Below are 20,449 nucleotides of genomic sequence, written 5' to 3'. Positions count from 1 at the left end.
CATTCTCCCGGGGGCCTGGGGTCACCGCGGCCGTTCGCTACAGCGCGGAGAGGCCCTTCTGCACGTCCTCGGTGTTCATCGCCGGCTGGATCTCGATCTCCGCGCCGAGTCCCTGGAACAGCGGCTCCACGATGGAGGGCAGCTGTGAGCTGTCCGACATGTCGAAGACGAACGTGCAGGCGCGCTGTCCCTCGCTGGGGCCGAAGTAGGCCGCCTCCGGCTTGAGCTGTTCCGACAGCGACTGCATGATCTTCAGCAGCGTGCCGTCCTTCACCGCCGCGTTCGCGGTCTTCGTGTCCAGCCGTGCTCTCAGCATGACCCTCATCGCACCGCACCTCTGTCCTGTCCTCCACCGTGCCCGGCGCGGTGGAGAACCGCACTCCCTGAGACCCGGTGACGTCCGGCCCAGCCTTGCCCCGGCGGATCGGGGCAGCAACATCTCGACGTCCATCCGGCCGCACCCGGGCCCCGGGCCTCTCGTCGGACCGAACGGAAGGCCCTAGGATCCGGGCCATGGCTCTGACCATGAACGACGTGGACCGGTTCGAGGCCTCCATGCCCCGTCTGGAGGCGATCGCCTACCGCCTCCTCGGCTCGGCGAGCGATGCCGAGGACGCCGTACAGGACACCTTCCTGCGCTGGCAGGCCGCCGACACCGGCCGCATCGAGGTCCCCGAGGCCTGGCTGACGAAGGTCCTCACCAACCTGTGCCTCAGCCGGCTCACCTCGGCCCGTGCCCGGCGCGAGACCTATGTGGGCCAGTGGCTGCCCGAGCCGCTGCTCGCCGGGGACCCGATGCTCGGCCCCGCCGACACCGTCGAGCAGCGCGAATCGGTCTCGTACGCGGTCCTCGCCCTCATGGAGCGCCTCTCCCCCAATGAGCGGGCGGTGTACGTGCTGCGCGAGGCGTTCGGCTACCCGCACCGGGACATCGCCGAGATCCTCGACCTCACCGAGGCGGCCTGCCAGCAGATCCTCCACCGCGCCAGGAAGCACGTCGCGGACGGCAGGCCCCGCACCGAGATCGACGAGGCCGCCGCCCGGCGGATCGTCGAGGAGTTCCTCGCGGCCGCCACCAGCGGCCGCACCGAGCCGCTCGTGCGGCTGCTCACCGCGGACGTCATCTCGGTCGGCGACGGCGGCGGCAAGGTCCCGGCCCGCGCCAAGGCCTTCGAGGGCGCCGTCGCGGTCGCGAAGTTCATGCGCGGCCTGTTCAAGCCCAGCAAGGCCAAACGCGCCATCACCGGCGGCTCCCCCGAGGTCTACACCACGACCGCCAACGGCTCCCCCGCCGTCGTGGCGGTCGTCGACGGCCGGGTCATCGGTGTCATCTGCCTGGAGATCACCACCGAGGGCATCGCCGCGTTCCGCAGCCAGGCCAATCCCGACAAGCTCGAACGCGCGACCCGGCGGTGGGCCGCGTCCGACCACGGAGAACCCCTGTTCAGCGCCTTCTGACAGCCGCGCGACCCCAGTGTGACGTGCTTCACATCCTGTTCCTGTCAGGAAACGGCGGGCTGTCCGGTTCAAGGGGCGAACCACGCGGGACAGACGCGAGAGAAGGAGCAGGGACATGCAGCACCGCATCATCGTCATCGGAGCCGGCTACACCGGAGCCATCGCCGCCGGCCGCCTCGCCAAGCGACTGCGCAGCGAGGACGTGGCCATCACCCTCGTCAACGCCGAGCCCGACTTCGTCGAGCGCGTCCGGATGCACCAGCTGGCCGTCGGCCAGGAGCTCACGCCCCGGCCCTTCAGCAAGATGTTCGCGGGCACCGGCGTCGGGCTGAAGCTCGCGAAGGTCACCGCCGTGGACGTCGACCGCAAGGCCGTCACCGTCCTCGGCGAGAACGGCAACGAGGAGCTGGCGTACGACAGCCTCGTGTACGCCCTCGGCAGCGGCTGGAACCCCCAGGGCGTCCCCGGCACCGCCGAGCACGCCCACGAGATCACCGGCCGCCCCGGAGCTCTCCGGCTGCGCGAGCGCCTGGCCGCCCTGGACGCCGGACAGTCCGTGGTCGTCGTGGGCGGCGGCCTCACCGGTCTGGAGGCGGCGACCGAGATCGCCGAGGCCCGCCCGGACCTCGACGTCGCCCTCGCCGCCCGCGGCGAGCTCGGCGACTGGCTCTCGCCCAAGGGCCGCCGGCACGTACGCAAGGTCTTCGGCGGGCTGGGCATCACCGTGCGCGAACACGCCGCCGTCACCGAGGTGACGGCCGACCACGTCACCATCGCCGGCGGGGCGTCCGTCCCGGCCGCGGTCACCGTGTGGACGACCGGCTTCGCGGTCCACCCGATCGCCGGGGCCACCACCCTGGAGGTCGGCGACACGGGCCGGATCGTGGTCGACGCGACCATGCGCTCGGTCTCGCACCCCGACGTGTACGCCATCGGCGACGCGGCCCTGGCGATGGGCCCGGGAGACAAGCCGCTGCGGATGTCGTGCGCCTCGGGCGTCCCCGCCGCATGGCAGGCGGCCGACTCCATCGCAGCACGCCTGACCGGCGGAAAGCTCCCGCACGCCTCGATCCGCTACTTCAACCAGTGCATCTCGCTGGGCCGCAGGGAGGGCCTGATCCAGTACGTCACCGCCGACGACCGCGCCGTCCGGGCGGCCCTGACCGGACGCCTCGCCGCCCTCTACAAGGAGCTGGTCTGCAAGGGCGCGGCCTGGGGCGTGGCCAACCCGCTGCTGGGCCTCCCGGCCAGGCGCCGCCCGGTCGTGAGGCCCGAGCCCCTGACGGCTTCGGCCGCCGGTGCACCGGCCCCCGCCGCCGAACGCGCCTGACCGGGTTCCTGAGCCGGGCCCCGCTGTCCGGGGCCCGGTCAGAGGAGCCGTTCGGGCAGGGGGCCGGCGCTGGGCGTACGGGCGTGGACGCCGTCCGGGGTGATGAACTCGACGTCGCCCAGGGGATCGGCCGTGACCTCACCGACGACGGCGGCGTGCCGGCCGTAGCGGTGTGCGTGCAGGGCGGCCAGGACCTGCCGGGTGCGTTCCGGCGGGACGAACAGGCACAGACAGCCCGCACAGGCCGCGTCCAGCGGCGCGAGGCCGCGCGTGGCGAGGGCCACCCGCGCCTCGTACCGCACGGGCAGCGCGGCCTCGTCGACGCGCAGGGTCAGCCCCCGGCCGGCGGCACACAGGCGCAGGACCTCGGCGAGACCCCCGGCGGCCACGGGCCGGGCGTGGCGGATGTCGGCGGCGACGGTGCGCAGCAGGCCGCCGAGGGGTGCGCAGTCGCTGGGCACATGGTGTTCGTAGCCGAGACCGTCCCGCAGGGAGACCAGGTGGGCGGCGTGGTTGCCCAGCGGACCGGTCACGACGATGCGGTCGCCGGGGCGGACGGTGTCCAGGTCGAGCGGGGGCCCGCCGCGCTCCCCGAACGCGGTCGCGGTGACGAAGACCCGGTCGGCCTCGCCCGCGCGGACGACCTTGGTGTCGACGGCGGCGACGGTGACGCCGGCCTCGTCGGCGGCGGCGCGCACCGACGCGGTCAGCCGGTGCACCAGGTCCAGCGGCAGGCCGGCCTCCAGCACGATGCCGAGGGCGATGCGGCGGGGTTCGGCGCCGGTGGCGGCCAGTTCGTTGACGGCGCCGCAGACCGCGACCCGGCCGATGTCGCCGTTGCCGAAGAAGGGCGGGTCGACGACGTACGTCCCGGTGCGCACCACGACGGCGGGTTCCGGGGCGAGGGGATCCGGGGCCAGGGTCCGGGCGATCAGTTCGCGTACCTCCGGGCCGAACCCGGCCTGGGCCGTGTCCCAACTCCCCGTGTACGTCACGAAAGCCACCCCCCGATGCCCGCGCGTCATACGCGTGCACCCATCATCCAGCGGGGGTGGTCTCACGCATACCCGTGCCGGTGCGCGCGTCCCTGATGAGGGGTCAGTAGGGGCGGTCGTACGCGCGCAGGAGCAGGACCGCCGCGCCGGCGGCCAGGGCGGGGAGGGCCCCGAAGCCGGCCAGGATGCCGAACCGGGCCGTCGTGGTCTGCTCGGCGGCGTGGCCGGTGCCGGAGGAGACGTAGCCGGAGAGCTGGAGCACCAGGCCGTAGAGGAACGGGCCGAGGGCCACACCGAGGCCCTCGCCGGTGGTGAACACGCCGGACAGGACGCCGCCCCGGTGGCGCCCGGTCCGGGCGGTGTCGCGGGCGATGCAGTCCGGCAGCATGGCGTACAGGAAGAGGAGCTGGCCCGCGTGGCCGGTACCGGCCAGCGCCATGGCGGCCAGGACCGCGCCCCCGGGCAGGGCCGGGGACGCGAGGAGGAGCAGGCAGCCCGCGGCGAACAGTGCGGAGGCGACGGCATAACCGCGGGGGCCGCGCAGCCGTGACCACAGGGGCATGGTGAGGAGGTTGGGGGCGACGAACGCGGCCACCAGGGCGCCGACCCCCGAGGAGTCGTGGAGTACCTGTCCGGCGAAGTACGGGGCGCCCGCGAGGAGGACGCCGGTGGCGACGGACTGGACGACCACGCAGCGCAGCAGCGCCATGAAGGGCGGGTTGGCGCGGGCGGCGGCGAACTGTTCGCGCAGGGTGGGTTCGCCGGCGGGCACGTGGGCCGTGCCGGTAGCCGTGCGGGCCGATCCGGTCGCCGTGCGGGTTGCCGTGCGGGTTGCCGTGCTGGCCCTGCCGGTTGCCTTGTTGCTTGCCGTGCGGGCCGATCCGGTCGCCGCACCGCCTGCCGTGCGGGCCGTGCCGGCGAACACCCAGAGGGCGCCGGTGGCGATGACCGTCGCGCCGAACAGGCCGGCCCAGCGGTGCCCGGCGAGCCCGCCCCCGCCCGCGTCGACGAGGACCGGGGAGAGTCCGCCGGTGACGAGGGCCGCGATGCCGATGACGGCGACCCGGCCCGCGACCAGCCGCACCCGGTCCTCCTCGCGGTCGGCGAGTTCGGCGGGCATCGCGGCGTACGGCACCTGGAAGAAGGCGAAGGCGGTCGCGGTGAGCAGGTATCCGGCCGCGGTGAACCAGGCACCGGCGGACCCGGGCAGCGGGCCCGCGAACATCATCGCGAAGGCCAGGGCCATGGCGAGCCCGCCCCCGAGTACGTACGGGCGGCGGGAGCCCCAGCGGGTCCTCGTCCGGTCGCTGGCGCGGCCGACGAGCGGGTTGAGCACGGCGTCCCACGCCTTGGGCACGAAGACGATCACCCCGGCAAGGGCGGCGCCGACCCCCAGGGTGTCCGTGAGGTAGGGAAGCAGCAGCAGCCCCGGCAGGGTGGTGAACGTGCCGGTGACGAGCGCCCCGGAGGCGTAGCCGAGCCGCAGCCGGCGCGTAGGAGCTCCGGCGCGCGCCGGGCCCGGGGCGCCGGGCCGGCCGCCGTCGGTGTCCGTGATGGCCATCGGGGTGTCCTCCCTCCGAAAGCCCCGCCGAGGACGGGGGATGTCCCTCGGCGGGGCTGTCGGCATGCAGCATGACCGCGCGCGCATGGATGTCGCTTAAGCGGCTGCCGGGCGCACGACGCACCTTCCTGCCATGCACGTTGTGGCCATCGGGGACGGGTGGCTGGGGCTTGTCAGGGCGCTTCACCATGTGCCGAGAGAAGGAGAGGGACATGACAGTCGACAACCGCACGACCTCGGCTCCCGTCATCCACGGACCTGCGTCAGCGGCCACGGCGACCGCGGGGATCGCTCAGCACCTGATCCACCGTCCGTCCGCGCGGTCCTACTACGCCCTCGACGCGCCAAGTCCGGGTGAGGAGCACTTCACCCTCGTCGGCGAGACCCCCGTCACTCATCCGCTCTTCAACGACGGCCCCGGACACTTCCACGACCTCCAGATCGCGACCGGAGCCGTCCGCGACGTCGGCGAGCTCGTCGGGCACCGCTACTTCGGTGTGCCCGGGGACCGGCCCGGTCTCTTCTACCGGTTCGCGCTCGACCTCACCGATCTCTCCGCCTGGCGCACGGACCCCGCCGGCGGCCGGCCCGTGATCATGGAGACGCGCATCAGGGCCCGGCCCGCGAACGTGGTCGCCGAGGTGCCGCGCGGGCTCGACTTCCATCTGGACGTGCAGATCGACGGGCGTCCGTGCGCCGTCGGCTCGGCCGGGATGGTCTTCCTGATGCCGAAGCTCTACCGCAAGCACGTGGCGCACGCCCGGCAGGCCATGCGCGCCGTACCGGAACTCGACGACGCGCCGGACGGGCCTCCGCGCCCGGCCGACATCCTGGAGGTGAGCCGCGGCGCCGACGACAACATCGTGATCAGCGAGCCCATCGACGCCTCGCGCGGCCGGATCAGCACCTGGGTGCTGTCCGCGCCGGTCAGCCCCGTGTTCGACAACGCGGACGAGGGCTCGTACGGGGAGTTCTCGGGTCTGCACCTGCTGGAGGCACTGCGCCAGACCTCGCTGCTCACCGCGGGCCGCGCCCACGGTCTCGAACCGTCCCGGAGCACCCTCGGGGCCTGCCAGGTGCACTTCCGCGGGCAGGCGGCCCGTGATCTGCCGCTGCGCTGCGTGGCGGTGGCCGGTCCGCTGGGCCGGGACGCCGAAGGACGGCCGACGGTGCCGGTCACCCTGACGCTGACGCAGCAGCGGTGGGCGGTCGCCGAGGCCCGCACCTCCGTGGTCCAGGACTACTGAGCGGGTGAGCGCGGTGCGTTTCGGGATTCTGGGCCCCCTGGAGGTCAGCGGCGGTGTCCCGCAGGCCGCCAAGCTGCGCGGCCTGCTCGGGACGCTGCTGGTCCGTGCGAACGAGGTCGTCTCGGTGGACGGCCTCGTCGACGAGCTGTGGCCGCACTCCCCGCCGCGCACCGCCACGACGACGCTCCAGGTGTACGTGTCCCACCTGCGCAAGTCGCTGCGCGCCGCGGATCCCGGGAGCGGCGGCGAGGCACTGGTCACCCGCCGGCCCGGCTACCTGCTGCGGGTATCGCCGGACGAGCTCGACAGCATGGCGTTCGAGGAGCTGTCCCGGCTCGGCCACCAGGCCCTGCTGGACGCGGACTTCGCCGGCGCGGCCGAGCACCAGCGGAGCGCACTCGCCCTGTGGCGGGGGCCCCTGCTGTCGGACATCGCGCACGGGCCGCTGCTGGACGGCGCGGCCGTACGCCTGGCCGAAGCGCGCACCACGGCGCTCGACGAACGGGTACGGGCCGAGCTGCACCTGGGCATGCACCGCGAACTCGTCGCGGAACTCCATGAGCTGGCGGCCCGGTACCCGCTGCGCGAGGAGTTCCACGCCCACCTGATGGTGGCGCTGTACCGGTGCGGACGGCAGGCGGAGGCGCTGCGGGTGTTCGCGCTGCTGCGGCAGACCCTGGTGGAGGAGCTCGGCATCGAACCGGGCCCGAGGACACGCCGGCTCCAGCGGCTCATCCTGGAGGGCGATCGCGAACTGGCCCGGCCCGGGGCGGCCGAGAGGATCACGGGCGGCGGCGCCGGACGGCGCGGCGAGGACGCGCTGCCGGCCGCCGACCCCCGGTTCACCGGCCGCGCGGACGAACTCGCCGTGGTGGAACGCCTGCTGCGCTGCGCACCGGAGACGGGCGGCGACCTCGTCGCCGTGACGGGCATGCCGGGCATCGGCAAGACGGCGCTGGCGGTCGAGGCCGCGCACCGGGTGGCCGGCGTCTTCCCCGGCGGCGTGCACTTCTTCGACCTGGCGGGCGGCGCCCGGCCGCCCCGTCCGGCAGCCGGTCCGCGGGCGCTGCTGGTCGTGGACGGGGTGACCTCCGAGGCGCAGATACGGCCCCTGCTGCCGCTGGGACACGTCGTACTGCTCACCGCGCGCCGGGTACCGGCCGGACTGCCGGGGCTGCGCACCGTACTCCTGGGCCCCTGGCGCCCCGATGAGTCGCACCGGATCGCGCGCCTCTTCGAAGGACACGGCGAAGGACACGGCAACGGGCACGGCGACGGGCGCACCGGCAGCCGCGCCGACCCCGGCACGGTCACCGCCGTCGCCGGACTCTGCGGATGGCTGCCGCTGGCCGTACGGGCCGCCGCCGCCCAGCTCGCGGCCCGGCCGCACTGGACACCGGCCACCCTCGCCGCCCGGCTGCGCACGGAGGACGGCCGGCTCGACGCGCTGCGCACCGGCGACATGGATGTACGGGCCCGGCTCATGACGGCGTACGAGGACTGCCCCGCCGGCCGGCGGGAGGAGTTCCGGCTGCTGTCCCTCCTGCCACCGGGCCGCTTCGACGCCCGGCAGGCCGGCGCCGCACTGGACCTCACCGCGACGGAGGCACTCGCCGCCCTGGAGGCGCTGGCCGACGCCCGGCTGGTGGAGGCGGACCACGACGGCTGGCGGCTCCCGGAGCTGCTGCGGCTGCTCGCCTGCGAACTGCTGGCCCGGGAGGAGGCCCCGCAGGCCGTGCGCGCGGCGGCGCACCGCGTGTGCGACGCGTACGCGCAGGCCGCGGCGGATCCGCGTCGTGCGTCGCAGCCCGACGCGGCCGGCCTCGCCCGGCTGGCACGCACCGCGTACGACGCCGGGCTGTGGGAGCTCACGGTGCGGCTGACGGACGGGCTCACCGGGTACGCGCGGGAGGACGCGGAGACCGAGGAGGCCTGCTACACCCTGGCCCTGGACGCCGCCCGCCGGTGCGCGGACCGCTCCGCACAGGCCCGGATGCTGCGCTGCCTCGCGGAACTCGCCTCGCGCTACCGGAGGCTGGAACACGCCCGGGGGCTGCTCGGCCAGGCGCTGGAGCTGGCCGGGGAAGCCGGCGACGGGGAGGAGGCGGGCCACGCGCTGGTGGGCCTGGCCGAACTGCTGCTGGACGGCGGGGCGGCCGGTGCGGCGGCCGAGCTGCTGGAGCCCGCCCTGACCGCGCTGTCCGCACCCGGTCACGCGCGGGGCCGCTACGAGGCGAGCCGGGCACGCGCCCTGGTGGCCCTGGCCCAGGAGGGCCCGGCGGCGGCCCGGGTCTGGTTCGGCGAGTGCCTCCGGCTGGCCGGCACGCTGGGCGACCCCCGGCTCCAGATGTACGCCAGGCGCTCCCTGCGGGCGCTCGACACCGGGGCCACGGCCCCGAAGGCGGGCTTCGGGGCCGTGGAGATACGGCCCGGCCTCTGGCGGATCCACCAGGGCGAACCCTTCACCGGGCCGCCCCCGACCTACGGAGAACCATGTCGGTAGCGCTCGGCCCGGATACGGATCTCGTCGGCAGGGAACTCGAGACCGCCGCGCTGCGGGAGCGGCTGCGGCAGCGCCCGGTGCGGCTGGTGACGCTGACCGGGCGGGCCGGCGTGGGCAAGACCCGGCTGGCGCAGGAGGTCGTCCGGGAGCTCGGTGCCGAGTTCGACCGGGTGGAGACGGTCGACGCGGCGGCACCGGGCGAGGCCGGACGGGACGCGATGCGCGCGCTGGTCCGGCAGCTCGCCGACGGGACGCGGCCCGCGCCGGGGGCCGGCGACGGGCGGATCCTGCTGCTGCTCGACGGCTGCGACCACGAGGCGCGCGAGGTCGCCGCCGAGACCGCCGTCTTCCTCGCCGCCGATCCGCGCGTGGTGGTGCTGGCCACCGCCGTGGAACCGCTCGGTGTGTACGGGGAGCAGCTGCTGCCCCTCGCTCCCCTGCCGGTACCCGGCGACGGTGCGGACGACGAACCGCACGACGTGGCCTCCGTTGCCCTGTTCGTCCGCCGGGCCCGTGACGCCGACCCGTCCTTCGCGCTGACCCTGGAGAACAGCGCGGCCGTCACGGAGATCTGCGTGCTGCTCGGCGGCCTGCCGCTCTCCCTGGAACTCGCCGCGCAACGCCTGCGGCTGCTCCCCCCACATCTGCTCGCCGCCCGGCTGCGCGGCCGTACGACCGTGCTCGCGGGCGGTCCGGTCAACGCACCCGGACGGCACCGCTCGCTCGCCGCGCTCGCCGAGTGGAGCTGCCGCGGTCTGGCCCCCGCGGCCCGGATCCTGCTGGGGCGGCTCGCGGTGTACGAGCCCGGCTTCGGCCTGGACGCCGCGGGGCTCGCCGACGAGGAGGGCCTCGAACCCCTGATGGACCGCGGGCTGCTCACCGTGGTCGGTGAGGAGCGGGGCGAACTGCGGCTGGCCGTGCCCGAACCCGTACGGTCCTACGCGCGCACCGGGCCGGCCGGGGCGGATGGAGACGCGGTGCTGGACGCGCACGCGGAGCGCTACCGCCGGCTGGTGGCCGCCGCGCTGCCCGGACTCGCGGGCACCGGCCAGGACCGGCTGCTGCGGGAGTCGGCGGCCGAGAGCCCGAACGTGCTCGCGGCCCTGCGGCGGCTGCATGAGCGGGGCGACGGCGAGGCGGCCGCCGCGATGGTGCTGGGCTGCCGGCTGCCCTGGCTGGCGCAGGGGCTGCTGCGGGAGGGCCTGGAGTGGTGCGACGGGGTGGCCGACGGCAGGGGGCAGCAGCTCCCGGAGGCCCTGCGGGCCCGGCTCGCCGACCTGTCCGGGGTGTTCGCGCTCGCGCTGGGCGATCCGCAGGAGGCCGTGCGCCGCCACCGGCGGGCGCTCGCGCTCGGCAAGAGCGTGGGGGACCGCCGGCAGAACGCCCTCGCCGCCGTCGGGCTGGGCACGGCCCTGCTGAGGTCCGGCGACGCCTCGGGGGCGCGGAGCGTGCTGGTGACCGCGTTCAGCGCACTGTCCGCGATGGGCGTCACCGGCGGCACGGCCGAGGCGGGGGTCTCGCTCGCCGCCGCGCTGCACGCCGAGGGCGACCGCCGCAAGGCGCTGGAGGCGCTGGAGCGGGCCGAGGAGACCTTCCGGCGGATCCGGGACGGGCGGGGACTGGCCGGCGCCCTGCGGGCCGGGGCCGCGATGGCGCTGGAGGGGGACGAGCCCGAGCGGGCCGAGGCGGCGCTGCGGGAGACCCTGCGGCTGTACGAGGCCATCGGCGAACGGACCGAACTTCCGGGCCTGCTCGAAGAGTTCGCCCTGCTCCTGCTGCGCACCCAGCCCGCACAACGGCCCCGTACGGTACGGCTGCTGGCGGCGGCGGACGTCCTGCGCCTCAGGACCGGGGCCCAGGTCCCGCAGGAGTGGCGCTCCAGGGCCGAACAGGCCCGAACGGAACTGGGTTCCCGGCTGGACTGGCCGGACTTCGCCACCGCGTGGGCGGAGGGCGTACGGATGTCCGCGCCGACGGCGGTGACCGAGGCACTGTCGGCGCCCGCCCCCTCGCGCCGCCCGGCGGCCGGGACGGCGGCCGAGGCGCAGTCCCTCACGCCGCGCCAGGCACAGGTGGCCCTCCTGGTGTCGGAGGGGCTGACCAACCGCCATATCGCGGCCCGGCTCGACATCTCGGAATGGACCGTGGTCAACCACGTCCGCCAGGTGATGCGGCGGCTCGGATGCACCTCGCGGGTCCAGGTGGCGGGGGCGGTGGGACGGTGGGCCTGACCCGCGGCACGGGCACGGCGGAGCGCCGCATCATGGAGCTGACCGCACCCGCGGCCGTCACCGAACGGTTCCGGGCGGCCGGGTGGTGGCGGGCCGGTACCTTCCTCGACGACCTCTACCGCACGGCGGCCGGAGCGCCCGAGCGGCCCGCCATCGTCTCCGAGCGCCTGCTGCGCCCGGCCGGCCGGCGCCGCATCACACTGACGTACGGTCAGCTCGCCCTGTACGTCGACCGGTTCGCGGCCGCGCTGGGCTCGCTCGGGGTGGCACCGGGCGATCCGGTGGCCTACCAGTTGCCGAACTGGTGGGAGACGACGGCCCTCACCCTGGCCTGCCTGCGGGCCGGGGCGGTCGCGGTGCCCGTACTGCCGACCGTACGGGGCCACGGGCTGCGGCGGATCCTGGACGGCACGCGGGCACGCGTCTGCGTGGTGCCGGACACCTGGGAGGGCTTCGCGCACGCCGAGGCACTCGGGGAACTCGCCCCGAGGCTGCCGTGGTTGCGCCACCGGGTGGTGCTGGGGGACGCGGCGGCGACCGGCGCGGTCGACTTCACGGAGTACTTCGTACGCACCGCGCACGAGCGGACCGCGACGGGCCGGCGCGGCAGGCCGCTGCCGGGGCAGGCCGACCGGCCCACGCTGCTGATCAGCGTGATGGGGCTGCGCGACTCCTACACCTCGGTACTGCACTCCCCCGACACGCTGTACGCCAACATCTCCGCCCAGGACCATCCCGACGGCCCCGGCCGGCGGCCGGGCGAGGTGTTCCTCAGCACCCTGCCGCTGACCTCGCTGGCCTCGCTGATCTACTCCGTGTGCTGGCCGCTGACGGTCGGCGGGACGGGCGTCTATCAGGACGTCTGGGACCCCGGCCGGTGTCTGGACCTGATGGCGGAGACCGGGGTCGACCAGGTGTACGCGGAACCGGCCTACTTCGCGGAGCTGCTCACCACGCAGCGGCACCGGCCGCGAAACCTGGAGCGGCTGCGGCTGGTGCTCTCGGGCGCGCGCACCAGCACTCCGGAGCCGCTCGCGGCCGAACTGCGGGAGGTGTTCGGGGTACCGGTGCTGTCCGCGTGGGGGGCGCCGGAGCTGGGGATGGGCGCCCTGTCGGCGTCCGGGGGCGCCCGGCTGCTGCGCGGTCTCGAGGTGTCGGCCGGGAGCGGTTCGGCCGCTGCCCCGCTCAGGGTCCGCGGGCCCTCCGTGGCCCTGGCCACCTGGCGGCACGGCTCCCCGGCGCCCGTGTCCACCTGGGAGGACGGGGACGGCTGGCTGGACACCGGTGACCTCGCGACGGCTGCGCCCGGGGGCGGGATCCAGGTGCTGGCCAGGGCGGGGACGCGGACCGGCGCGATCTTCATGGTGCCGCTCGCGGAGGTGGAGGAGGGCCTCCTGGCGCACCCCCGGGTGGGGGAGGCCGCGGTGGTCGCCTACACCGATCCGGAGCACGGGGAGCTGCCCTGCGCGGTGGTGGTGCCGACCGCGTGGGACCGGCCGCCCGGTCCGGCCGAGCTGCGCGAGCACCTCACCGCGCTGGGGATCGCCGAGGCGTTCCTGCCGACGCGGCTGGAGATCGTCGGAGCCCTCCCCCGCGACGAGCACGGCAGGCTCCGCCGCGCCGCCCTGCGCAGCTGGCTGCTCCGCCTCCACCCGGGCAGCCCCCGGCCGGCCCCCGGGTAACCACAGCGACGGGCCGCGCCGTCACTGCTCGCAGCCCGCCACCCGGCGGGCGAAGGCGGCGAGTTCGGTGCGCCAGCCGGGGGTCACGGGGGCGGACGCCACCGCCGTGTCGGCCCGCTCCAGAAGCCCGGCGATGGTCTCCTCGGCACTCTCACGGGCCCGTGCGTCGAAGAAGATGTCCCGCAGGAACTGCGCGTCGCCGCCGAAACCCGGGCCGCCGCGCAGGAATCCGCGGATCCGCCAGGCCCCGTGCAGGGCGCGCGCGTACTCCTCGTACGCCGCGCGCAGATCCTCCCGGCCCGCGAGCGCGGCGCCGATCAGCAGGGCGTGGCGCAGCCCGTACCAGCCCGCGCCGCAGCCGCTGCCGCAGCCGTCGAGGCACTGGCCCGGCCAGGCGTCGTCGAGGTACTCGGTCGCCGCGGCGGCCTCCGCGTGCGCCCCGATGGCCCGTTCCGTGCGCAGCCCGTCCCACAACTGCCAGGCCTCGTCCGGGAGCCGGGCCGCGAAGCGGTCCCCGTACGCGAGGGCGAGATCGCCCGCGAGGACCGCGGTGCCCTCCCCGAAACGGCGGGACTCACCGCTCCAGCCGTTGCGCTCGTGCTCGGCCGCGTGGCTGATGTGCAGGGTGGGGATGCCGCGGCGCAGGGTCGCGTTGTTCCGTACGTCGTCCCGGATCATCAGGCAGGTGTCGAGGAGTTCGAGCGCGACGGACGCGGCCACGACGTCGTCGCCGGCCGGGTCGCCGCCGGCCGCGAGGTACCCGGTGAGGCAGATGACCGGGTGGGCCCGCTCGGCGCCGGCCTGCACCAGCTCGGCCACACCCGCCACCAGTACGGCGCTGCGCGGATCGGATGTGCGACGACTGCGGCCCTCATCGGCGAACAGCCGGGCGAGCCGCTCCTCGACCCGGTCGAGCATGGCATCGCGCACCCGGCCGGGCGTCGCCGCGCTGCCCGGCTGGTCGTGCGTGGGGGTGGTGGTCATGGTGCCCTCCCTGGTGGGCTACGGCCTCAGGACCGACCTTCCAGGACCCACCGCACGCGAACCACCCCGGCGGGCCGGTGTGCGAGCGCCCGGCAAAGGAGAGGATATGGGGCACCAGTTGCCTGCCATGGCAGGGCGGGACCGGCCAGGGATTGCCATGGCCTTGCCATGCCGCGGGTGGACGCGGCCCGGTGACCGCCACGTCGCGCCCGCCGCCCCGCGCACCACCGCGGGAAGCCCGGACCGGCCGGGCGCACGGGGCGGCGTCGCCCCGTGCGCCGGCCGGTCTCAGATGAACTCGGCCACCCCCAGGTGGAAATCGACCGGGAGCGCCTGCCGGCCCGGGATCTCCAGCTTGCGGTAGACGCGGGTCAGGTGCTGCTCCACCGTGCTCACCGTGATGTACAGCTTCTGCGCGATCTCCCGGTTGGTGTGGCCGTGCACGGCGAGCAGCGCGACCCGCTTCTCCGACTCGCTGAGACTGGCCACGAGGTCGGCGTGCGGGGCCCCGGCCGCCGAGGCCGTCTCCGGCTCCTCGCCGGTGTGACCGGGAAGGATCTTCACGCACAGCGCCTCGGCCCCGCACTCCTTCGCCACGTGCCAGGCCCTGCGGTTGACCATGGCCGCGCGGGCCGGTTCGCCCAGGACCCGCAGGACCCGGCCGAAGTCGCTCATGGCACGGGCCAGTTCGTAACTGTCGCCAGAGCGGTGCAGGTCGTCCACGGCCTTGGTGAGCATCACCTGCCGCTCCTTCGGCTCGCGCAGCGAGGCCCGAAGGCGCAGCGACATGCCGCGCACCCAGGGGTCGTTGGCGTCACGGGTGGTCAGCTGGTCGGCCAGGAAGCGGTCGGCCTGGTGGGTCTCGCCGAGCCTGAACAGCGCCTCCGCCGCGTCGGCCCGCCAGGGCAGCACCCGCGGGCGGTCCAGCCCCCAGCGCTTCATGTGGCGGCCGATGTCCAGGAAGTCACCGAGGGCCGCGTGGAAGCGGCTGGTCGCCAGGGCGTAGTGGCCCCGGGCGCGCAGGTACGCCAGTCCGTGGACGCTGCCCGTCAGCCGGTCGGGAACGGGCCGGCTCAGTACGGCCGCCGCCGCCTCGGGCCGGCCCATGGCGGTGAACGCCCGGACCAGGGTCGCCGTGACGGCGCACAGCTGGACGCCGCCGCCTCCGGCGGGTACCGCGCGCAGGGCCGCCTCCGCCGTGGTGACGGCGCCGGTGAGGTCGCCCAGCCGCAGCCGTACCTCGGCGAGGAGCCCGGCGAAGACGGCCTGCCAGCCGGTGGCACCGCGCGCCTCCGCCTGGTCGGCGAACGCCTCGCACCAGGGCAGCGCCCGGTCGGCGCCGCCCAGGTACAGCAGGGTGCGCAGGGCCTGCACGGTCGGCTCCACCATGCCTTCGGCCAGGGTGGCACCCCGCAGGAAGAGTTCGGCGGCCTGCGCGGCGGCCCCCTCCTCGGCCTCCGCCGGAAGGGACCAGAGCGCCGCGGGGTGGACGGCTCCGCGCATGGCGCGGCCCGCCGGCTGCCCGCCCGGCTCGACGGAGACGCAGCGGCGGCCGACGGCTCCCCACTGGGGGAACGCCGAGAGCCCGTCGAGCGGGTCGTCGCCCGGGATGTCGCCGGGCCTGCGCTCGGTGGTGCCGGGGTGCCGGCCCTCACCGGCCGCGAGCCTCTCCAGCACCTCCGTCGACTCGTCGATGCGGCCCTGCGCGGCCAGGGCGCGGGCGAGCGGCCCCAGCGCGCGCGGCTCCAGCCGGCCGGCGGCGAGAGCGGCGAGGGGTTCGTCGAGGTGGCGTTCGGCGGCGGCCGGGTCGGTGCGCCCGGTGACGACGCTGAGCCTGACGCTCACTTCGGTGCGGCGGGCCTCGTCCGTGCACGTCTCGCGGGCGAGCCGCAGCAGGGCGGTGGCCCGGTCGGGGGCGGCGTCGGCGGCGTGCTGGTCGGCCGCGGAGCACAGTACGGGCAGCGCCCAGTCCTCACCGGTGTGCCGTGCGGCCAGGAGCTGGGCCGCCACGGCCGTGTCGGGGGCGCCCGCTCCACGTGCCAGCAGGGCGGCCCGCCGGTGCAGGGCCCGGCGGGCTTCCGGCTCCATGCCTTCGAGTACGGCGGCCCGCGCGGCCGGGTGGCAGAAGCCCTGCCCTCGCCCGGCGGCGAGCAGGCCCGCTGCTTCGAGGGCGGCGAGCGCGCGGGCGGCGGCGGGTTCGGGGGCGCCGGCGAGCCGGGCTACATGAGGGGCACTCGCCAGGGAGTCGAGCACCGCGATGGCCTCGGTCAGCTCCGTGGTCGCGGATCCGCAGCGGTGCAGACAGGCCAGCACGGCCTGCGCATACGCCTCCCCGGGCCGGGCCCCGGCGTCCTGGAGCAGGGCCCGCAGCAGCAGCGGGTTGCCGCCGCTGGCCCGGTGCAGCCGGCCGGCCTCCGCCTCGCCGCGGTCGGGCAGCATCGCCCGGACCGCCTCGGGCGTGAAGCGCTCCAGCCGCAGGCGTACGAAGTGGGGCAGCCGCAGCAGTTCGGTGCGCAGCAGCGGGTCGTCCCCGTGTTCGTGGAAGGACTCGGTGAGGACGAGCAGCACCTTGGCCTGGCGGGTGGAGCGGGTGAGCTGGAGCAGATAGCGGCCGGACAGCTCGTCGACGTGGTGCAGGTCGTCCACGCAGATCACCACCGGTGCGGTGGTGCTCAGTTCACGGACGGCCGAGGCGAACTGCCGCATGGCCCCGAGCCGGCCCGCCTCGCCGGGCGAGGACGGCACGGCCGGCAGCGCGCCGGCCGGGGCGTCGGCGGTCAGCTGGCGCAGCACGCCCAGCGGGTGCCGCCGCTCGTCGGCGGTGCCCATGCCTCTCAGCACGATGCCGCCGCGCTTCTCCGCATTCACGGCCACGGTCTCGAGGAATTCACTCTTCCCGCAGCCGACCGCACCTTCGACAAGAATTAGTCCAGAATTCCCTTCTCCGCAGCCTTCGATCAGCTTTTCCAGAAGAGAAAGTTCCTCCGCGCGACGGAACAACACCATGAGATCCCCCAGTGCCCACTTTCCGCGTGCTCGAATAGAAAGGGAACGCGAATCGGATTCAGGACCGATCGAGCTGCGCTTGAAAAGCAGTCCAGGAACACTCTAGGGGTCGGTTTCCGGTCCGAGCGGTGTCCGGAAGCTGCCAGTCAGCTATCCCCGGGGACGGCCGGGAAGATGCGGCGCGGGGCGACCCGGGAACGGCCCTGGTGGCGCCGCTCGCGGGGGTAGCCGACGGAGACCTCCTCGAACCGCACCCCGTCGTACCAGGTGGTCCGCGGGATGTGCAGATGCCCGTAGACGACCGCGGCGGCCCGGAACCTGGTGTGCCAGTCGGCGGTGAGGTCGGTGCCGCACCACTGGGCGAACTCGGGGTGCCGCAGGATCCGGGTGGGGGTGCGGACCAGCGGGAAATGGTTGACCAGCACGGTGGGCAGTTCGGGATCGCAGGCCGCCAGGCGCTGCTCGGTGGCGGCGACCCGGGCCCGGCACCAGGCCTCGCGGGAGGGGTAGGGGTCGGGGTGCAGCATGAACTCGTCGGTGCACACCACTCCGGCCTCGTAGGCCTGCTCCAGCGCCTGCTCCTGGGTGGCGGCGGTGGGCGTACGGAAGCTGTAGTCGTACAGCAGGAACAGGGGCGCCACGACCAGCGGTCCGCCCGGCCCCGACCAGACGGGGTACGGGTCCTCCGGGGTGTACGCGCCGTACGACCGACAGATTTCGACCAATCGCCGGTAGCGCGCGTCTCCACGCAAGGGCACGGGATCTTCGCGAAGAGTCCACAGATCATGGTTTCCGGGCGCCCAGATCACGGTGGCATACCGCCGCGTCAGCAAATCGAGCACCCATCGCAGATCATCGGGCGACTCGCCCACGTCACCGGCCACGATGAGCCAGTCGGCGGGGCTGTCGGGATACAGCTCCTCGACGATCCGGCGGTTCTCCGGGAATGCGACATGGAGGTCACTGATGCCCATGAGGTTTCCGTGCGCCATTCACCCAGGCTGGACGGCCGGCGGTACGGCTAACACCCCTCCCGCACCCCTCAGTTGACTGCGGCCGTCCACGCCCGTCCGGATGGCAGGGAGATGGCAAGGCCCGCCGCGGGCAGTGACAGCGCACCCCCGGGCGGGGCGGAGACCGCCCCGGGGATGGCAGCGGCCTGGGAGAAAGTCCGGGCCGGGCGGGCCCTTCCGGCCGGGCGGCACCCTCTTCGCTGGCCCGGACCGGGCGGCGGCGCGAGCGTGGGAGAGGTCGGACCCCGACGCACCGACCCGAAGGGAACGCCGTGCTCACCAAGCTCCTGCCGTCGAACGTCGCCACCGCCGAGGCCACCGCCGACCCGGCCGATGTGTTCCTCTTCCCGGAGGAGGAGACCCTGATCCGCAACGCCGTCCCCAAGCGCCGGCTGGAGTTCGGCACGGTGCGGTGGTGCGCCAGGCGTGCGATGGGGGCGCTGGGCGTGGCGCCGGCCGCGGTGCTGCCGGGCCGGCGCGGCGTTCCGCAGTGGGCGCCCTCGGTCGTGGGGTCGATGACGCACTGCGCCGGCTTCCGGGGCGTGGCGCTCGCCCGTGCGCAGGACTTCCTCTCGGTGGGGATCGACGCGGAGCCCAACGCCCCGCTGTCCGCCGGGGTGCTGGAGTCGATCGCACTGCCGCAGGAACTGCGCCGGACCCGTGAACTGGCCTGGTCGGTGCCGGAGATCGCCTGGGACCGGCTGCTGTTCTCCATCAAGGAGGCCGTCTACAAGACCTGGTTCCCGCTCACCGGCCAGGAACTGGACTTCACCGACGCGCTGGTGAGCGTGGACGCCGCGCAGGAGACCTTCCACGCCCGGCTGCTCCCGGGGCCCGAGGAGCTCTCCCCGGCGGGGCCCACCTCGTTCAGCGGCCGGTGGTCCGCGCGCGACGGTGTGCTGCTCAGCGCCATCGCGGTACCCGCCCGCAGGCCGGCCGCCCCGGCACACAGCGATGCTCCCCGCAGGTGCCACGCGGGGAGCATCGGCTGAGACATGGACGGCCGGCGGGAGGGTCAGTCCCAGCGGTCGTCGTCCGGTCTGTCCTGCCCCACCTGAAGGAGCCCGCTCGCCGCCCCCGTGCCGCCGGACCCTGTGGACGCCCCGTGCAGCACCAGGCCCGACATGAACTGCCCCCCTATAACGGCCAGAAGTATACCCGCCAGCAAAGTCAAGAGAGCTAACGATTCTTTGCCATACCTTGCCATTGCGACTCCCCTCGGTCGGCGAATGAGCCCTGCCTCCGCAAACTCCCTCACCCGAAATCTCCGGCTTTGGAGGGACCGGGTGACGGGAATAGAGTCTCGGATAGCGATCATTCGCGCCAAGGCCTGCACGTTGGCGTAAAGTTACGTGGCAGCAATTACATCGATCAGTGGGGGCTGGCGTGTTCCAAGGGGAGTACGCAGATTCGGGCTTTGCCGAACTGGACGACGTGAGCGCTGCGGCATACGGCCTCGCCGTCGAGTGCGGCCGCTTCGACCGTGAGCGGATTGCCGAGCAACTGTCCCTCACGCACGACGAGATCGCGCGGGTCGAGAGCGTTTTGTCCGGGGTCCGGCTGCTCCAGTCGGTGCCCGGCCACTCCCACCAGCTGACCCCCGTCACGCCCGACGCCGCGGCCGCCTCCCTGGTGGGCCCCGCCGAACGGCAGATCCGCGACCTCCAGCAGGCGATCACGGACGTCCGGGCCAAGCTGATGTCGCTGACCCCCCTCTACTTCGAGGGACGCAGGCTGCGCAATCACCTGGAAGCCTTCGACGTCATCAGTGACCCCTCCCGGATCCAGGCGATGCTCGACCACCTGGGCCAGACCTGCAAGAGCGAGCTGATCACCGTCCAGCCCGGTGGCGCACGCCGGGCGGACATCCTCGCGGACGCCCGGGAGAGCGCCCTGTCCATCCTCGGCCGCGGGGTCAGCATCCGCACCATCTACCAGCACACCGCCCGCAACGACCTGCCCACCCGCTCGTACGTCCGCGACGTCACGCTCCAGGGAGCGGAGGTCCGTACCGCCGACGAAGTCATCGACAGACTGATCATCTACGACAGGGAAGTGGCCTTCCTTCCCGAGCGTTCCGCCCAGCCGGGCAGCACTCCGGGCGCCGCCGTCGTCCGCCAGCCCACCCTCGTGGCGTTCCTGTGCTCCGTCTTCGAGTACCTGTGGGAGGGCGCGTCCCCGTACGTCGTGGAGTCCCAGCGGCCCCCCGCCTCCACCGACGAGCTGAAGTGGTCGATCATCCGGCTGATGACCAAGGGCTACAAGGACGAGATGGTCGCCCGCAGGCTCGGTATGTCCGTCCGCACCTGCCGCCGCCATATCGCGGAGATCACCGAGCAGTTGGAGGCGACCAGCCGCTTCCAGGCCGGATACAACGCCGCGCGCCAGGAGTTGCTCCCCGGCGACCCGACGCACTCGTTCTGAACCCGGCACCGCCCC

Annotated in this window: 14 protein-coding genes; 8 read left to right on the top strand and 6 right to left on the bottom strand. The window is 74.4% G+C overall.

Features of this window, described 5'->3' with window-relative positions; translation table 11 throughout:
- Positions 1-37 precede the first annotated feature (37 nt).
- Positions 38-325 (bottom strand): DUF3303 domain-containing protein, encoded by a 288-nt coding sequence (locus OG782_RS19090; protein WP_406452540.1) that lies wholly within the window; start codon positions 323-325, stop codon positions 38-40.
- Between the two features lie 188 nt (positions 326-513).
- Here OG782_RS19090 and OG782_RS19085 point away from each other — a divergent pair, with 188 nt between their 5' ends.
- Together OG782_RS19085 and OG782_RS19080 are read left to right on the top strand one after the other, a co-directional pair.
- Positions 514-1,458, top strand: a complete 945-nt coding sequence (locus OG782_RS19085; RefSeq protein WP_406452538.1) for an RNA polymerase sigma-70 factor — start codon at positions 514-516, stop codon at positions 1,456-1,458.
- A gap of 115 nt (positions 1,459-1,573) precedes the next feature.
- Positions 1,574-2,788 (top strand): NAD(P)/FAD-dependent oxidoreductase, encoded by a 1,215-nt coding sequence (locus OG782_RS19080; RefSeq protein ID WP_406452536.1) that lies wholly within the window; start codon positions 1,574-1,576, stop codon positions 2,786-2,788.
- Positions 2,789-2,826: 38 nt separating this feature from the next.
- Here OG782_RS19080 and OG782_RS19075 read toward each other — a convergent pair whose 3' ends face one another.
- Both OG782_RS19075 and OG782_RS19070 read right to left on the bottom strand, forming a co-directional pair.
- The gene (locus OG782_RS19075; protein WP_406452534.1) at positions 2,827-3,783 is read right to left on the bottom strand and encodes an AIR synthase-related protein; all 957 of its coding nucleotides are present in this window, start codon (positions 3,781-3,783) and stop codon (positions 2,827-2,829) included.
- Between the two features lie 103 nt (positions 3,784-3,886).
- Positions 3,887-5,344, bottom strand: a complete 1,458-nt coding sequence (locus OG782_RS19070) for an MFS transporter (RefSeq protein ID WP_406452532.1) — start codon at positions 5,342-5,344, stop codon at positions 3,887-3,889.
- 212 nt (positions 5,345-5,556) lie between these two features.
- On the opposite strand from OG782_RS19070, the gene OG782_RS19065 reads away from it, so the two are divergent.
- The 4 genes from OG782_RS19065 to OG782_RS19050 are packed head-to-tail and all read left to right on the top strand — an operon-like array spanning position 5,557 to position 13,007.
- On the top strand, positions 5,557-6,591 hold the full coding sequence (locus OG782_RS19065) for an AfsA-related hotdog domain-containing protein (RefSeq protein WP_406452531.1): 1,035 nt from the start codon (positions 5,557-5,559) through the stop codon (positions 6,589-6,591).
- A gap of 4 nt (positions 6,592-6,595) precedes the next feature.
- Positions 6,596-9,094 carry a BTAD domain-containing putative transcriptional regulator gene (locus tag OG782_RS19060; RefSeq protein WP_406452529.1) on the top strand — a complete coding sequence of 833 codons (2,499 nt, stop codon included), beginning with the start codon at positions 6,596-6,598 and terminating at the stop codon, positions 9,092-9,094.
- A complete protein-coding gene (locus OG782_RS19055) occupies positions 9,085-11,325 on the top strand; it encodes an ATP-binding protein (protein ID WP_406452527.1) in 2,241 nt (746 codons plus the stop codon). The genes OG782_RS19060 and OG782_RS19055 overlap by 10 nt, the downstream gene beginning before the upstream one ends.
- A complete protein-coding gene (locus OG782_RS19050; protein WP_406452525.1) occupies positions 11,316-13,007 on the top strand; it encodes an AMP-binding protein in 1,692 nt (563 codons plus the stop codon). The genes OG782_RS19055 and OG782_RS19050 overlap by 10 nt, the downstream gene beginning before the upstream one ends.
- 21 nt (positions 13,008-13,028) lie before the next feature.
- Here the strand turns inward: OG782_RS19050 and OG782_RS19045 are convergent, their stop codons facing one another.
- From OG782_RS19045 to OG782_RS19035, 3 genes are all read right to left on the bottom strand, one after another.
- On the bottom strand, positions 13,029-13,991 hold the full coding sequence (locus OG782_RS19045) for a polyprenyl synthetase family protein (protein WP_406452523.1): 963 nt from the start codon (positions 13,989-13,991) through the stop codon (positions 13,029-13,031).
- Between the two features lie 288 nt (positions 13,992-14,279).
- Positions 14,280-16,997 (bottom strand): AAA family ATPase, encoded by a 2,718-nt coding sequence (locus tag OG782_RS19040; RefSeq protein ID WP_406452521.1) that lies wholly within the window; start codon positions 16,995-16,997, stop codon positions 14,280-14,282.
- Between the two features lie 146 nt (positions 16,998-17,143).
- Positions 17,144-17,989, bottom strand: coding sequence for a metallophosphoesterase family protein (locus OG782_RS19035; RefSeq protein ID WP_406452519.1), 846 nt, complete (start codon positions 17,987-17,989; stop codon positions 17,144-17,146).
- Positions 17,990-18,282: 293 nt separating this feature from the next.
- On the opposite strand from OG782_RS19035, the gene OG782_RS19030 reads away from it, so the two are divergent.
- Positions 18,283-19,002 carry a 4'-phosphopantetheinyl transferase gene (locus OG782_RS19030; RefSeq protein ID WP_406452517.1) on the top strand — a complete coding sequence of 240 codons (720 nt, stop codon included), beginning with the start codon at positions 18,283-18,285 and terminating at the stop codon, positions 19,000-19,002.
- Between the two features lie 442 nt (positions 19,003-19,444).
- Entirely contained in the window at positions 19,445-20,434 is a 990-nt protein-coding gene (locus OG782_RS19025; protein ID WP_406452515.1) for a LuxR C-terminal-related transcriptional regulator, read from the top strand.
- Positions 20,435-20,449: the final 15 nt, after the last annotated feature.

This window comes from Streptomyces sp. NBC_00876 (genome assembly GCF_045207435.1).
Lineage (GTDB): Bacteria > Actinomycetota > Actinomycetes > Streptomycetales > Streptomycetaceae > Streptomyces.
Note: the sequence above shows the minus strand (reverse complement) of the source record. Positions and strands in the feature narration are given on the sequence as shown.